Genomic DNA, 15,832 nt, shown 5'->3' with positions numbered 1-15,832 from the left:
GGCTAGCGAGCGAAGACGCGGCGGAGTTCCTCGGGTGCGGCGCGCAGCGTGCGCCTGCCGAGGATCGCGAGGATGACGAGGGTGACGACGAAGGGCAGGGCGTCGAGGGCGAACTGGTTGAGCGCATGCCCGCGGGCCTGCAGCGCGGGCGCCAGGGCGAGCGCGGCGCCGAACAGGTACGACCCGGCCATCACCCACAGGGGACGCCAGGCGGCGAAGATGACGAGCGCGACCGCGATGAAGCCCCGGCCGGCGGTCATGCCCTCGAACCAGGCGTGGGCGTACGCGGTGGAGAGCTGGGCCCCGCCGAGCCCGGCCAGCCCGGCGCCGGCCACCACGGCGGCGGCGCGGACCAGGGCGGGCGAGTGCCCGTGCGCGTGCAGCACGTCGGCGCGCTCCCCGGCCGTGCGCACCAGCAGGCCGGTCCTGGTGCGGCCGAGGAAGAACCACAGCAGGGGCGCGACGGCGAACGACAGATAGGTCACCGGGTCGTGCCGGAACAGGATCTCCCCCACGATCGGGAGATCGCCGAGCACCGGCACCGGCACCGGGTCGAACCCGGGGGCGGGGCTGCCGACGTACGCCGCGCCGAACAGCGAGGTCAGCCCGAGCCCGAGGAACATGAGCGTGAGCCCGGTGGCGAACTGGTCGGCGCCCCGCCACAGGACGGCGGCGGCGTGGACCAGCCCGAGCAGCGCGCCCGCGAGCGCCCCCGCCAGCAGGCTGAGCCAGGGGCTCCCGGTCTCCGCCGCGACGGCGTAGCCGCCGAGCGCGCCGACCAGCATGCAGCCCTCGGTGCCGAGGTTGACCACCCCGGCCCGCTCGGCCAGCGTCTCGCCGAGCGCCGCGAACATGATCGCGGTCCCGCCTCTGACCCCTCCGGCGAGCACGTCAACGACGAGCATGGCGACTCCATCCGAGTACGGCGAGCAGGACGAGGCCCATCAGGACGTTCACGGTCGCGGCCGGCAGCCCGCTGTCGAGCTGGAGGCTGTCGCCGGCCACCGTGACCGCGGCGAGCAGCAGCGCCGCCCCCACGGCCGGGAGCGGCCGGTGCCGGGCGAGCCAGGCGGCGAGGAACGCGATGTAGCCGATGTTCGTGGTGAGCCCCGGCCTGAGCTTGAACTCGACCCCGGCCAGGTGGACGGCTCCGGCCAGCCCCGCGAACGCCCCGCCGAGCAGCATCGCCGCGAGGATCAGCCGCGCCACCGGCAGCCCGGCGCGGCGGGCCGCCTCGGGGTTGCCGCCGACGACCGACAGGTGGAAGCCGAACGACGTGCCGCGCAGCACCAGCCACACGGCGACGGCGACCAGCAGGGCGACGACGATCCCCATGTGGATCGCGGTGCCGCTGACCAGCGGCATCCGCTGCGCGATCTCCAGCGGGCGGGTGGCCGGCTGCCCGGAGCCGTGTGGGTCCTTCCACGGCTCGTAGATGAGATAGAGCATGATGTCGAGCGCCACGTAGTTGAGCAGCAGCGTGGTGACGGCCTCGTTGACCCCCACCACCAGCCGCATCGCCGCCGCCACGCCCGCCCACAGTGCGCCGCCGGCCGCCCCGGCGAGCAGCATGAGCGGCAGCGCGGCCGGCCCGGGGACGGCCAGGCCCACGCCCGCGCCCGCGACGGCCCCGATGAGGATCTGCCCCTCGCCGCCGACGTTGGTGAGCCCGGCCCGGGCGGGCAGCACGACCGCCATCGCGCCGAGGATCAGCGGGGTCGCCTTGATGACGATCTGTTCCAGGCTCGGCCCGGTGAACGCCTGGGCGATCATCCCGGTGAGCGCCGCGACCGGGTCGACCCCCTTGGCCAGCAGGAGGACGGCGAACAGCGCCACCGCCCCGGCGAGCGCCCCGGTCCACCGCGCCGCCGTCCTGAGTGCCGTCCTGAGTGGGATGCCGGTGTGTTCGGTCGCCACCGGCTGCGTGAGCGTGGCCGTCATGCCGCACCACCTGGAAATCCGCCGAGCATGAGATGTCCGATCTCCTGCCGGTCGGCGCCACGCGCCGCGACGACGCCCGCGAGGCGGCCGTCGTGCAGGACGGCGATCCGGTCGCTGATCGCGATGAGCTCGTCGAGGTCCTCGGAGACGACGAGCACGCCCGCGCCCGCCGCCGCCCGCTCCAGGAGCAGTTCCTGCGTACGCCGGGTGGTCGCGATGTCGAGACCCCGGCTGGGGTAGGCCGCGACGACCAGCGCGGCGTCGTCCCGGGCGAGGGCCCGGGTGAGCATGACCCGCTGGACGTTGCCGCCGGACAGTTCGGCGACCTTGCGGCGGGCGGCGGCCATGCCGAGCCCGGCGCGGCCCTCCAGGTCGCGGGAGATCGCGGCCACCCGCCGCCAGTCGACGTTGAACCGCCGCCGCGGCCTGCGCGGCAGGCCGAGCGCGACGTGCTCGACGACCGTCAGCCCGGGGACGACGGCGTCGGCGAGCGGGTCCTCCGGCACCTCGGCGACCTGCCCGGACGGGCCGGTGAGCGCCTCGCCCGCGACCGCGACCACACCCGTCGCGGCAGGGCGCAGGCCGCAGGCGACCTCGCACAGCTCCCGCTGGCCGCTGCCCGCCACCCCCGCGACCCCGACGACCTCGCCGGGCAGCACGTCGAGCGTGACGTCGCGCAGCCGGAGCATCCCGTTGTCGCCGTACGCGCTCACCCCCGTGAGGGAGAGCGCGGCCGTACGGCCGGTCGGCGGCGCGGGACGGTCGGCGGGCAGCGGCGGCACCGCCCGGCCCACCATCGCCTCCACCAGCTCCGCGTCGTCGTACGCCGCCGGGTCCGCCCCGCCGGTGATCACCCGGCCGCCGCGCAGCACGGTGACCCGGTCGGCGATCGCCCTGACCTCCCCCAGCTTGTGGGTGACGATGACGACGCCGTACCCGAGGTCGCGCAGCCGCCGGACGACCTCGAAGAGGGCGGAGACCTCCTGGGGCGCCAGCACGCTCGTCGGCTCGTCCAGGATGATCACCCGGCTGCCGGTGAGGAGGACCTTCAGGATCTCGGCGCGCTGGCGCTCGCCGATGGAGAGATGCGCGACCTTCGCGTACGGGTCCACGGCGAGGCCGTACTCCTCGGCGGCGGCCGCGATGCGCCGCGCGAGCGCGGCGGGCCTGAGCCGGCCGGGCAGCGCGAGCGCGACGTTCTCCGTCACGGTCAGCGCGGGGACCAGCCGGAGGTCCTGGAAGACCATGCCGATCCCGAGGGACCGGGCGGCGGCCGGGCTGCCGACCCGCACCGGCGTGCCGTCCACCATCAGGTCTCCCGCGTCGGGCCGGTGCACGCCGTAGATGAGCTTGAGAAGGGTGCTCTTGCCCGCGCCGTTCTCCCCGACGAGGGCGTGTACCTCGCCGGGGCGTACGTCGAAGTCGACCCCGTCGTTGGCGACGACGTCGCCGAACGCCCGGGTCAGGCCGCGGGCCGCGAGCAGGGGATGGTCAGTGGGAACCTCGGTCAACGTCATGGCGCCTGCCTCGGTTGAGGGCCATCTGGGTGATAGCGCGAGCGGCTCTGCGCTCGACGACGTCCATCGACTCCCCGACGTGCCGCCGCATCGCGGTCAGGGCGTCCTCGAGACGCCCGGCGAGGACCTCCTCGACGATCTCCAGGTGCTGCAGGATCGTCAGGGTGATGCGGTCGGCGGTCAGGAAGTCGTACATGCGCACCGCTCTGATCCGCGCGTTGACGGACGCGAGGGTGCTGGTGAGCGCCGCGTTCCCCGAGGCGCGGCTCATCGTGACGTGGAAGTCCTCGTCCATCACCACGAACTGCGGGTCGGGCTCCGGCTGGTCGTCCCGAAGCGCGCGCCACTGGTCGCGCAGGGGTTCCAGCACCGCCGGGTCGTGCCCGCGTACGGCCGGCTCCAGCGCGCGGCTGATCCCGCGCAGTTCCAGAGTCACCCGCAGTTCGTAGAGGTCTCTGAGGTCGTGCAGGTCGGGCTGGGCGACGTAGTAACCGCCGTCCTGGCCCCGCTCCACCAGGCCGTCGGCGAGGAGGCGCACCAGCGCCTCGCGTACCGGGGTCCTGGAGACCTCCAGCAGCGCGGCGATCCGCTCCTCCACCAGCCGGGACCGGATCGCGAACTCTCCGAGCATCAGCCGCCGGCGCAACTCGCCGTAGACCTGATCCCGCCGGAGTCTCGTCCGCGCGCCCGGGCCCGTGTCCGGTGTCGTGTCCGGTGTTGTATACAGCCCTGCATCCACGACTCGGACGCTAGGTACGCGGCGTTTCCTGAAATGTCGGGCATGGTTAATTCGTGGTCGCCATGCCCTCACAACCTCCGGGCGTGTGCTGAAAGTTTCACTTCCCCGGCTCGCCGTGACGCCCCTGACCTGTACGGACGGCCCTGCGTCCGGGGCGGTGCTTGGAGCGCGCCAGGTCCCGTACGCACGATCCGGGCGGGATCCCTTTCCGGTCGTCCCGCCCGTACGTCATCCCTGGGGGCATTTTCATGCGACTACCGCGACGGCTGCTGAGCGCGAGCACCGCGGCGGCACTGGCCGTGACAGTGTCGACCGGCGCCGTGTTGTCCGGCCCCTCCGGCGGGGCTCCCGCCTCCGCCGCCACGTTCGCCTACGGCGAGGCGCTGCAGAAGTCGTTCCTGTTCTACGAGGCGCAGGAGTCGGGCCGCCTGCCGTCCACGAACCGGGTGACCTGGCGGGCCGACTCGACCGTGAACGACGGGAAGTCCGCCGGGGTCGACCTGTCGGGCGGCTTCTACGACGCCGGCGACCACGTGAAGTTCGGCTTCCCGATGGCCTCCATGACCACCACCCTGGCCTGGGGCGGCGTCGACTACCGGTCGGCCTACGAGAGGTCGGGCCAGCTGCCGTACCTGCTGAACACGCTGCGGCAGTCGGGCGACTACTTCATCAACGCCCATCCCGAGCCGAACGTCCTCTACGTCCAGGTCGGCGACGGCGGCGAGGACCACTCCTACTGGGGCGCGCCGGAGACCGTCGAGGCCAAGGGCCACAAGCGGCCGGTCTACAAGATCACCGCGTCGTGCCCCGGCACCGACGTGGCGGCCGAGACCGCCGCCGCGATGGCCGCGTCGTCGATCGTCTTCCGGCCGACCGACCCGACGTACGCCGACACGCTGCTGACGCACGCCAGGCAGCTGTTCACGTTCGCCGACACGACCAAGGGGACGAACGGCCGCGACACGGCGTACGTGAACTGCGTCAGCGCCGCGCAGGGCTTCTACAACTCCACCGGCGAGGGCGGCCAGGTCGAGGGCGCCACGAAGATGTACTGGGACGAGCTGGCCTGGGCCTCCGTCTGGCTCTACCGGGCCACGGGCACCGCGAGCTACCTCGACCGGGCCCGCGAGTTCTATCCCAAGATGGGCACCCAGGAGGACCCGGGGAGCAACGGCGTCCAGGTGCCCGTCTTCAACTTCGGCTTCGGCTGGAACGACAAGCAGTACGCCGTCTACGAGCAGATGGCCGAGCTGACCGGCGAGCAGAAGTACAAGGACGACGTCCAGCGCTACCTCGACTACTGGACCGTGGGCTACAAGGGCAAGAAGGGCACGATCACGCCCGGCGGCCTCGCGTACATCTTCTACTGGGCCTCGCTGCGCATGGCGGCCAACACCGCGTTCGTCGCGCTGCGGTACGCGGACTATCTCGGCTCGTCCAGCTCGCTCCGCGCCCGCTACCACGACTTCGGCAAGCGCCAGATCGACTACGCGCTCGGCGACAACCCCCGCCACTCCAGCTACATGATCGGTTTCGGGACCAACCCGCCGCGCAACCCCCACCACCGCGGCGCGCACGGCTCCTGGACCAACGCCGGTCCCGACGGCGAGCCCACTGTCAGCAGGCACATCCTGTACGGCGCGCTGGTCGGTGGCCCGGACGGCGCCGACGCCTACACCGACAGCCGGGGCGACTACGTCAAGAACGAGGTCGCGCTCGACTTCAACTCCGGCATCACCAGCTCGCTCGCCGTCCTCTACGGCGCGTACGGCGGGTCGCCCCTCGCGACGCTGCCGCGCGAGACGCCCGACGGCCCCGAGTTCTATCTGGAGCCGACGATCACCCACACGGCCCGGGAGACGGCGGCCAAGACCTTCGTGATCAACAAGTCGGCCTGGCCCGCGACCGTCCTCGACCGGGCGAAGTTCCGCTACTACTTCACGCTCGACGGCTCGACGACGGCGAGCCAGGTCACCGTGAGCACGTCCTACACGCAGTGCAAGCAGCCCACCGGGCCGCACCTGCTGGAGGGCAGGACGTACTACGCCGAGGTCGACTGCACCGGCACGCTCATCTTCCCGGGCGGCCAGTCGGAGTTCCGCCGTGAGGTGCAGCTCAGGATCGGCGTGGCCGACGGCGCGACTTGGGACCCGTCCAACGACTGGTCGGCGAAGGGCGCCGACCGTATGACGCTGTACGGCAACGACGGCAGGCTGCTCTGGGGCACCCCGCCGAGTTCCGGCCCCTCCCCGTCGGTGTCGCCCTCTGCGTCGCCCTCCGCTTCCCCGTCTGCGTCCCCCTCGGCGTCCCCCTCGGCTTCCCCGTCTGCGTCGCCTTCTGTGTCTCCCTCTGTGTCGCCTTCTGTGTCGCCCTCGTCCGGGGGCACGTGCAAGGTCGCGTACGCGACCAACGACTGGGGAGGCGGCTTCACCGCGACCGTCACGATCGCCAACACCGGCACCACCGCGATCAACGGCTGGACCCTGACGTTCACCTTCCCCGGCACCCAGAAGATCTCCCCGCCCGGCTGGTCGGCCACCTGGACGCAGAGCGGGACCAGTGTCACCGCCACGAACCTCGACTGGAACAGGACCCTCGGTTCCGGCCAGTCCGTCCAGATCGGCTTCCAGGGCACCTACACCGGTTCCAATCCCAAGCCTGCCGCCTTCACCCTCAACGGCATCACCTGCTCCTGATATGAGGCGTTCGATGAGACTGCTTTCCCTGGGCGGGGTGGCCGCCGTACTGGCCGCCCTGCTCGTCCCCCTGCTCGTCCCGGGTTCGGTGCCCGCCCAGGCGGCGAGTTCGTACAACTACACCGAGGCCCTGCAGAAGTCGATCTACTTCTACGAGGCGCAGCAGTCGGGCAGGAAGCCCGCCTGGAGCCGGGTGGAGTGGCGCGGCGACCGCACGCTGAACGACGGCAAGGCGGCGGGGGTGGACCTGTCCGGCGGCTGGTACGACGCGGGCGACCACGTCAAGTTCGGCTTCCCCATGGCGTTCACCACCACGATGCTGGCCTGGGGGCTGGTCGAGAACCGGTCCGGCTACGGGACCCAGCTCACGCCGATGCTGAACAACCTCAAATGGGCCACCGACTACCTGATCGCCGCCCACCCCGAGCCGGAGACGTTGTACGTCCAGGTGGGCGACGGCAGCGTGGACCACGCGTACTGGGGCCCGCCCGAGGTGATCGACATCAAGGGCATGTCGCGGCCGGTCTACAAGATCACCCCGACGTGCAAGGGCACCGACGTCGTCGCCGAGACGGCCGCGGCCATGGCGGCCTCCTCGATGGCCTTCCGCCAGAGCGACCCGTCGTACGCCGACACGCTGCTCACCCACGCCAGGCAGCTGTTCACGTTCGCCGACACGACCAAGGGGACGAACGGCCAGGACACCGCGTACACGAGTTGCGTGCCGGGCATCTCCGGCTACTACAACTCGACCTGGGAGGGAGCATCCGACCATCCCGGGGCGACCAAGATGTACTGGGACGAGCTGGCCTGGGCGGCCGTGTGGCTCTACCGGGCCACGGGCACCGGGAGCTACCTCGACAAGGCCCGCGAGTTCTACCCGAAGATGGGCAGCGAGCCCGACGTGGGCCAGGGCGCGGGCGGGACGATGGTGCCCGCCTACACCTTCGGCCTGGGCTGGAACGACAAGGAATACGCCGTCTACGCGCTCATGGCCACGCTGACCGGTGAGCAGAAGTACACCGACGACGTCCGGCGCTACCTCGACTACTGGACCACCGGATACAAGGGCAAGAAGGGCACGATCACCCCCGGCGGCCTGGCGTACATCTTCAACTGGGCCTCCCTGCGCATGGCACTGAACACGGCCTGGGTGGCGCTCGTCTACGCCGACCACCTCGGCCCCGGCGACCCGCTCTACGCGCGCTACCACGATTTCGCCAAGCAGCAGGTCGACTACGCCCTCGGGGACAATCCCCGTCACTCCAGCTACATGGTCGGTTTCGGGACCAACCCCCCGACGCATGTCCACCACCGGGCGGCCAGCGGCCAGTACCTCGGTTACATGAGCGACACCACCGGCCCGAACCTGCACGTCCTGTACGGCGCGCTCGCCGGAGGGCCGGACGCCGCCGACGCCTACACCGACAGCCGTACGGACTATGTCCGCAACGAGGTGGCGATCGACTACAACTCCGGCATCACCAACGTGCTCGCGCGGTTCGCCAAGGAGTACGGCGGCACGCCCCTGGCGGGCTTCCCCGCGCCGGAGAACAAGAACGACGAGATCACCGCCGCCGTCGGCAACGTCTACACCGGTACGGACGGCACTTCGCTGGCCGTCACCATCACCAACACGTCGAACTGGCCTCCGCGCGTCCTCCAGTCGGGGAAGGCGCGTTACTACTTCACGCTCGACGGCTCCACCACGGCCTCCCAGGTGAAGGTGACCGGCGGCGACACCAGCGGCTGCGCGGTGAGCGGGCCCGTCCTCGCCAGGGATCGCATCTACTACGCCGAGGTGGACTGCACCGGCAAGCCGATCTACCCCGGCGACGCCCAGCTCTACAAGCGCAGCACCCAGCTGCGCATCTCGGTGCCGAACGGCGCGGCCTGGGACCCGGCCAACGACTGGTCGGCCTCGGCCGCCTCCCACGTGCCGGTGTACGACGGAAGCACGCTGGTGTGGGGCACCCCGCCGGAGGGCACGGCCAGCCCCTCCCCCAGCCCATCGCCCTCCCCCAGCCCATCGCCGTCGTCCTCGCCGTCCTCCTCTCCGTCGTCCTCGCCGTCTTCGGTGGACACCACGCCGCCGAGCGCTCCCACCGGGCTGCGGGTCTGCGGCGCGGACTTCACGAACGCGGTGCCGATGTGCTGGACGGCCTCGACCGACGACGTCGGGGTCACGGGCTATGACGTGTACATGAAGCAGGGCACCAGCTACACCAAGATCGGCTCATCGACCACGCCGCTCTACGTCGCGGAGAGACTGGTCGCCGGCACGAGCTACACCTTCTACGTCGTGGCACGGGACGCCGCGGGCAACACCAGCCAGCCCTCGGCCACACTCACCGCGACCGCCCAGCACGGCCTGTCCACCCCCTCGCCGTCCCCCTCTCCCAGCCCGTCACCGTCGCCCTCGGCGTCTCCCTCAGCGTCTCCCTCACCGGGTGGCGGATGCCGGGTGACGTACGCGACGAGCGACTGGGGCGGCGGGTTCACCGCGACCGTCACGATCGCCAACACCGGCACGACGGCGGTCAACGGCTGGACGCTGAAGTTCGCCTTCCCGGGCACCCAGAAGGTCACCCCGCCCGGCTGGTCGGCCACCTGGACCCAGACCGGTGCGAACGTGACGGCGGTCAACCTCGACTGGAACAAGACCATCGCTCCCGGACAGTCCGTCCAGGTCGGCTTCAACGGCACCTACACCGGCTCGAACTCCCAACCGGCCGCCTTCACCCTCAACGGCACCGCCTGCTCGTGATCCTCACCCGGGCCCGGCGCATCCCCGATGCGCCGGGCACCCGATCGGAAGGTACTCACATGCGCGCCCAGAAGCGCCGTACCACCGCCCGAGCGAGCGCTCTGCGCAGTGCCGGTTCAATCAGTGCCGGTTCGCTCAGTGCCGGTCTGCTGAGCGCCGGTCTGCTGAGCGCCGGCCTCATACTCGCCGCCGGCCTCCCGGCCTCCGCGGCGGCCGGAGACGCCACCCCGCCCAGCGCTCCGGGAGCCCTGTGGCACTGTCCGTTGCCCGCGGCTCCCGGATCGAGTCTCGGCATCGGCGTGTCGCTGTGCTGGGACGCCGCGACCGACGATGTCGGCGTCACCGCGTACGACGTCCAGGTCAAGCAGGACGGCGTCTTCACCACCATCCGCACCACGACCGGCTTGGGCTCCATCGTCAGCGGCCTCACCCTGGGACAGTCGTACACGTTCCGGGTCGTCGCGAGGGACGCGGCGGGAAACGCGGGCCCGCCGTCCAATGAGCTGACGGCCACTGCCGGCTACCTGAGCGGCATGCCTCCCTCCAGTCCGCCGCCCAGCCCGTCCCCGATCGACCGGACCCCGCCCACCCGTCCCGAAGGCCTGGGCACGCAGAACGTCTACGTCAACGGCTCGGTCGGCCTGGTCTGGACACCGTCCACCGACGACGTCGGCATCTCCACCTACGAGATCTACGTGTGGACCGGCGGCGCCTTCCTGCGCACGCAGCAGGCCACGATCGACACGCGGGCCGACCGCGTCACCGCGGTGGTCGCCGGCCTCACGGCGGGGAGCGACTACCTGTTCTACGTCCTGGCCAGAGACCGCGCGGGCAACCTCAGCGCGCCCTCCGACCTGGTCCGTGCCCGGGCCATGGCCGAGCCGCCCGTGGCCAGTCCGAGCCCGGGCACGGACACCACGCCTCCTGGCACTCCGTCCGGAATGGCCGCCGTCACCGGGATGGACATACCCGGCGGGATCTTCCTCGCCTGGAACACCGTCAGCGACGACAGCGGAGTCCCGCCCAAGTACGACCTCTTCCGGCGCACCGACCACGGCTACGCGTACGAAGGCGAGAACGGCACCCCCCGCGACATCGTCACCGGCCTCGAAGGCGGCAAGCCGTACACCTTCCAGGTCGTGGCCCGCGACGCCGCCGGCAACCTGAGCAATCCCTCGGCGCCGTACACGGCTGTCGCGCAGCCTGGGGGAACGTCCTCGCCCAGCGCGTCGGTGTCTCCCAGCACGTCAGTGTCGCCCAGTTCCGGATGCAGGGTGACCTACGCTGCCACCACCTGGGACGGCGGGTTCACCACCACCGTCACGATCACCAACATCGGCACCACCGCCGTCGACGGGTGGACGCTCGGCTTCAGCTTCCCGCTCGCCTCACAGCGCGTCACCAACGGATGGTCTGCCGTCTGGACCCAGTCCGGCACCGGTGTCACGGCCGAGAACTACGCATGGAACAAGACCATCAAGCCGGGCCAGTCGCTGTACCTCGGCTTCAACGGCGCCTACGCCGGTTCGAATCCCAAACCAACCGCCTTCACCCTCAACGGCGCCACCTGCTCGTGATCCTCACCCGAGCCCGGCGCATCCCCGATGCGCCGGGCGTCCGATCGGAAGGTGATCACATGCGCACCCTGCGAGCGCCCTGCGCAGTGCCGGTCTGCTCAGTCCCGGTCTGCTCAGTCCCGGTCTGCTCAGCGCGGCCCTGCTGAGCTCCGGCCTCGCGCTCGCGGCCGTGTCCACACCGGCCGCCGCCCTCGCACCGCCCCCGAGCCCTACCGCGACCCCGACCTCCACCACCGGCAGCGCGCCCAGCCGTCCCATGGAGGTGGGGCCGTACAACGCCTACATCAACGCCGCCGCCGGGCTGACCCGGAAGAAGTCCACCGACGACGTCGGGGTCACCGGCTACGACGTGTACGCCTGGATCAACGGCGCCTTCACCCCCGTGACCACACAGTTCTCTACGTCCGGTGACTGGGTCGTCGGGGTCGTGCTGCAGAACCTCACCCCCGGGCGCGACTACCTGTTCTACGTCGTCGCCAAGGACGCCGACGGCAACCTCAGCGCGCCCTCCGACCTGGTCCGGCAGCGGGCGATGGTCGAGCCGCCGATCCCCGCGAGCCCCGGCCCGGGTGCCCCCGACACCACTCCGCCCGGCACGCCGGCCGGAATGGCCGCCGTCACCGGGATGGACATACCCGGCGGGATCTTCCTCGCCTGGAACACCGTCAGCGACGACAGCGGAGTCCCGCCCAAGTACGACCTCTTCCGGCGCACCGACCACGGCTACGCGTACGAAGGCGAGAACGGCACCCCCCGCGACATCGTCACCGGCCTCGAAGGCGGCAAGCCGTACACCTTCCAGGTCGTGGCCCGCGACGCCGCCGGCAACCTCAGCGCCGCCTCGGCGCCGTACACGGCCGTCGCGCAGTCCGACACGCCTCCTGTCTCGTGTGCCGTCACCTACACCCAGAGCGCCTGGAAGGGCGGTCTCACCGCATCTGTGAAGATCACGAACACGGGCACCACGGCCATCGACGGGTGGAAGCTGACCTTCCTGCTCCCCACCCAGCACCTCACCAAGGGCTGGTCGGCCCGCTGGACACAGAGCGACAGCGTCGTCACCGCCGAGAACTACGACTGGAACAAGACCATCAAGCCCGGCCGTTCGGTGTCCATCGGCTTCAACGCCACCTTCCCCGGCAACCAGAACACGCCCCCGATGAGCTTCACCCTCAACCAGCGCAGTTGCACGATCACTTGATTTGCCACCTGAACCCCAGGGGCCTCTGGTGCCTGCGATGATGGCGGGATGACCGACGCGTTGCCCGGACTGGAACCCGGACTGGAATCCGGGGCCGCCGTCCGGCCCCGCAAGGCCGCCGGCTACGAGATCGAGGACGAGTTGCGCGCGGCCGGCATGGTCCACATCGCCGGTGTGGACGAGGTCGGCCGCGGCGCCTGGGCCGGGCCCGTCGTGCTCTGTGCGGCGGTCACCTCCCTCGGCCCGCCGCCGGAGTTGCCGGGACGAGGCGACCGCAAGGTCCGGCTGACCGATTCCAAGCTGCTTGGTCCGGCCCAGCGGGAGGCGTTCGCCGAGGTCCTGCCGGGCTGGCTCACCTGTCACGCGTACGGCGAGTCCAGCGCGGAGGAGATCGACGAGGTCGGCATGACCGAGGCCCTGCGCCGGGCCGCGCGCCGGGCCCTGGAGGCCCTGCCGCTGCGGCCCGACGTGGTGCTCCTCGACGGCTCGCACGACTTCCTGGGGCGGCCATGGCGGGTGCGGTGCGAGGTGAAAGCCGATCAGCGCTCGGTCTCCGTGGCCGCCGCGTCGGTGCTCGCCAAGGTCCACCGCGACCGGCTGATGGCCGAAATCGGCGAGAAGCATCCGGCCTACGGCTTCGCCGCGAACGCGGGCTATCCGTCGCCGGTCCACCAACGCGCTCTCGCGGAAAGCGGCCCGACCCCGCACCATCGGCTGTCGTGGTCCTACCTCGACGACCTGCCGCGCTGGAGGCACCTGCGCAAGCACCGTGACCCCCTTGCCGGCTCCGGTCAGACGACCCTCCTCTGACCCCCTCATGTCCTCACCCGCCGACTGCTGTAGGGGTTGCGGTAGGTGAAGGCCCAGCGGTCGTCGCCGACCCTACGGCGGGTGTAGCGGGTGGGGTGCCGGTAGCGGTCGCGGTTGTGGAACTGGCACGCCGGTCCCATGCAGCTTCAGGTCGGTCAGCCCGCCGCTGCACCAGTCGTCGGCGTGGTCGATCTGGCACATGGTCGAGGGTAGGGGGCAGCCGTCCACCCAGCAGGTGGCATACCGGGCGAAGACCGCCCGGCGCTGTGCGGGGGTGGCCAACCTGACCTTGCGGCCCATGTCCAGCACCTGCCCGGCGGCGTCCATAACGATCCGGACCAGGGTGCTGGTGCGGGCCAGCCGGTGCACGCTGGAGACGGGCAGCAACTGCCCGGTCGCCAGGATCAACCCCGGCAACCCCCGCAACCACACCCCCGGCGGCACATGGCCCGCCGCACCCGGCCAGGCGTCACCTCCTGGCCACTGACCGCCGCCATGTTCTGCACCGGCCGGAGCGTCGGCTTCCGCCCCCGCCCAGGCCTCACCTCCCAGCCAGGGCTCACCTCCTGGCCAGGCGTCGCCGCCATGTTCCGCACCCGGCGACGCATCGGCTCCCGCCCCCGCCCAGGCACCACCGCCCGCCCAGGGGTCGTCGCCGTGTCCCGCACCCGGCGGAGCATCGGCTCCCGCACCCGCCCAGGCGTTACCTCCCGGCCAGGCATCGTCTCCCGGCCAGGCGTCGCCGTATTCCGCACCCGGCGACGCGTCGGCTCCCGCCCCCGGCCAAGGCTCGCCTCCCGGCCAGGCGTCACCTTCTCGCCAGGCACCGCCGCCATGTTCCGCACCCGGCGACGCGTCGGCTCCCGCCCCCGGCCAAGGCTCGCCTCCCGGCCAGGCGTCCCCGCCGTGTTCCGCGCCCGGCGGAGCGTCGTGCTCCGGTGGGGAATCAGGGGCATGCGCCTGCTGCGGGGGTGCCTGCTGCGACCGCCGCGCTCGGTTTCTCTGGTGTCCTCGCTCGGTCCTCTTTGCTTGAGCGCCGGGGTCGGCGTCAGGGTTGCCGGGGTCGCCAGTGTGGCCCTGCTGGATGCCATCGCCGTCGCGCAGGTCGCCGCGCCCGCCGCTTTCGGTTCGGTCGACGTGCGGCCAGGCTGCAGCCGGACCGTCCATCGGCGAGCTACCGGCGGCTGCGCGGCCGGTGGCGGGCTCCTGTCCGTCAGCGCCCGCACCTGCGGCGGCAGAGGAGGCGGCGGAGGCGGTAGGGGAGGCGGCGGAGGCGGTAGGGGAGGTGTCATCTCCTGCGGAGTGCGCGACGGCCGAGCACCCGTCCTCGTCGGCAGAGCGATCACCGCTGGCCGGGGGCACGGTGGCGGTGCCTTCGCGCCTGACGGTCGATGGCCGAGTGCCAGGCTCCGCACCCGCTGCCTCTTCGCCGGCGGACTCCTCAGCGGTGGGCTCGCCCTCATCCGAGGGAAAGCCGCTCAGGGGGCCGGTATCTGTGGGATGGTCCCCCGAGAAATCCGTGCCTGACGCGGCCGTGCCGGCGAGGTTGTCTGCGGGATGCCCGGCTGCAGGGTCCTCGGTTGCGCAGTCCTCGGCTGGAGGGTCGTCGGGGAGGGACTCGGCGTTGACCAGCACCAGAAGCTCAGTCGCAATCTTGTTCTCCAAGAACGCGATCAGCGCATCGGCATTCCGCACACTCAGCGTCCGGTCATCACCCTCCGCCTTGGGCCTGGCGTACACGTCCAGCAGCTGCTGCAACCGCGCGGCGGCCTCCACCGGCAGGTAGAACTCCCCCTCCACACCACCGTTCCTGCGCCGGCGCACCCGGAGGAACCGGCGGTCGAAGTCGGCCTGCTCGTCCTTTTCGTGGCCGTCGGGGTCCAGCACCGCGCGCAGATACCGCCCCGCCTTGGCCACCTCCGCCGCACCCGCTGACCCGGCCAACTGCAGCAAGATTCGCTCGGCGGTGGTCGCTTGGTCGTCGGTCAGCCCGGAGGTGGCGGTGCAGATGGCCTCCACGATCCCCTCGGGCAAGGTGCCCTCGGCGAACCGCTCGCGCACCTGCGGGAGGCGGTGCAGTTCCAGGCTCATCGTCACTAGGCGACTGGCTCCCGCAGGGGTCATCCCCCCAGCGGAACGCAACCACAACTTGGTGGAGGCATGCCCGTGGTTCTTCGCCTCCCCGGCCCGATGGACACGCCCGACCCGGGCCGCCAACGCCGAAGTGATCCGGTCGCGAGCCGACAACAACTCCTCGGCCTCGGCCAGGCACACTTCCGCCGCCTCGGGCACTGGAACGAGCGCCACCGCCCGCGCCGCCTCGACAACCGCCGCCACCGCCACCCACGAGGACGACCCCGCGCCAAAAGCACCGCCGGAAGCACCGCCGGAAGCACCGCCGAAGGCGCCATTAGACGCACCACCGGGCACACCATCAGACGCACCACCAGGCGCGCTACCGGTGTCCCGACCATCGTGGTCCCGGCCAGCATCGTGGTCCCGAACCGTGTCGTGGTCACGAACCGTGTCGTGGTCACGAACCGTGTCGTGGTCACGAACCGTGTCGTGGTCACGAACCGTGTCG

The 15,832-nt window shown here is 71.4% G+C and carries 11 protein-coding genes; 6 read left to right on the top strand and 5 right to left on the bottom strand.

Features of this window, described 5'->3' with window-relative positions; translation table 11 throughout:
* Positions 1 to 2: 2 nt before the first annotated feature.
* The 4 genes from Mam01_RS32945 to Mam01_RS32930 are packed head-to-tail and all read right to left on the bottom strand — an operon-like array spanning position 3 to position 4,197.
* Positions 3 to 905, bottom strand: a complete 903-nt coding sequence (locus Mam01_RS32945; protein ID WP_204289082.1) for an ABC transporter permease — start codon at positions 903 to 905, stop codon at positions 3 to 5.
* Entirely contained in the window at positions 892 to 1,941 is a 1,050-nt protein-coding gene (locus Mam01_RS32940; protein ID WP_204289081.1) for an ABC transporter permease, read from the bottom strand. Before Mam01_RS32940 ends, Mam01_RS32945 begins: the two co-directional genes overlap by 14 nt.
* A complete protein-coding gene (locus Mam01_RS32935; protein ID WP_204289080.1) occupies positions 1,938 to 3,458 on the bottom strand; it encodes an ABC transporter ATP-binding protein in 1,521 nt (506 codons plus the stop codon). Before Mam01_RS32935 ends, Mam01_RS32940 begins: the two co-directional genes overlap by 4 nt.
* Complete coding sequence (locus tag Mam01_RS32930; RefSeq protein ID WP_239101803.1) at positions 3,433 to 4,197, bottom strand: GntR family transcriptional regulator; 765 nt, start codon at positions 4,195 to 4,197, stop codon at positions 3,433 to 3,435. The genes Mam01_RS32935 and Mam01_RS32930 overlap by 26 nt, the downstream gene beginning before the upstream one ends.
* Before the next feature lie 248 nt (positions 4,198 to 4,445).
* Here Mam01_RS32930 and Mam01_RS32925 point away from each other — a divergent pair, with 248 nt between their 5' ends.
* From Mam01_RS32925 to rnhB, 5 genes are all read left to right on the top strand, one after another.
* On the top strand, positions 4,446 to 6,893 hold the full coding sequence (locus tag Mam01_RS32925; protein ID WP_204289079.1) for a glycoside hydrolase family 9 protein: 2,448 nt from the start codon (positions 4,446 to 4,448) through the stop codon (positions 6,891 to 6,893).
* Positions 6,894 to 6,906: 13 nt separating this feature from the next.
* Positions 6,907 to 9,660 (top strand): glycoside hydrolase family 9 protein, encoded by a 2,754-nt coding sequence (locus Mam01_RS32920; protein WP_239101802.1) that lies wholly within the window; start codon positions 6,907 to 6,909, stop codon positions 9,658 to 9,660.
* A 59-nt stretch (positions 9,661 to 9,719) separates the two neighbouring features.
* The gene (locus Mam01_RS32915; protein ID WP_204289077.1) at positions 9,720 to 11,237 is read left to right on the top strand and encodes a cellulose binding domain-containing protein; all 1,518 of its coding nucleotides are present in this window, start codon (positions 9,720 to 9,722) and stop codon (positions 11,235 to 11,237) included.
* Positions 11,238 to 11,406: 169 nt separating this feature from the next.
* Complete coding sequence (locus Mam01_RS32910; protein ID WP_204289076.1) at positions 11,407 to 12,438, top strand: cellulose binding domain-containing protein; 1,032 nt, start codon at positions 11,407 to 11,409, stop codon at positions 12,436 to 12,438.
* Positions 12,439 to 12,594: 156 nt separating this feature from the next.
* A complete protein-coding gene (gene rnhB / locus Mam01_RS32905; protein ID WP_239101805.1) occupies positions 12,595 to 13,248 on the top strand; it encodes a ribonuclease HII in 654 nt (217 codons plus the stop codon).
* 72 nt (positions 13,249 to 13,320) lie between these two features.
* Here the strand turns inward: rnhB and Mam01_RS32900 are convergent, their stop codons facing one another.
* Positions 13,321 to 15,522 carry an HNH endonuclease signature motif containing protein gene (locus tag Mam01_RS32900; protein ID WP_239101804.1) on the bottom strand — a complete coding sequence of 734 codons (2,202 nt, stop codon included), beginning with the start codon at positions 15,520 to 15,522 and terminating at the stop codon, positions 13,321 to 13,323.
* On the opposite strand from Mam01_RS32900, the gene Mam01_RS37090 reads away from it, so the two are divergent.
* Positions 15,439 to 15,832, top strand: a 394-nt coding sequence (locus tag Mam01_RS37090) for a hypothetical protein (protein WP_239101806.1), incomplete at its 3' end; no start/stop codon positions are given. The genes Mam01_RS32900 and Mam01_RS37090 overlap by 84 nt on opposite strands.

The sequence above is a fragment of the Microbispora amethystogenes genome (genome assembly GCF_016863015.1).
GTDB classification, from domain to species: Bacteria; Actinomycetota; Actinomycetes; order Streptosporangiales; family Streptosporangiaceae; genus Microbispora; species Microbispora amethystogenes.
The sequence above is the reverse complement of the archived record's forward strand: the minus strand, read 5'-3'. Positions and strand labels throughout refer to the sequence as shown.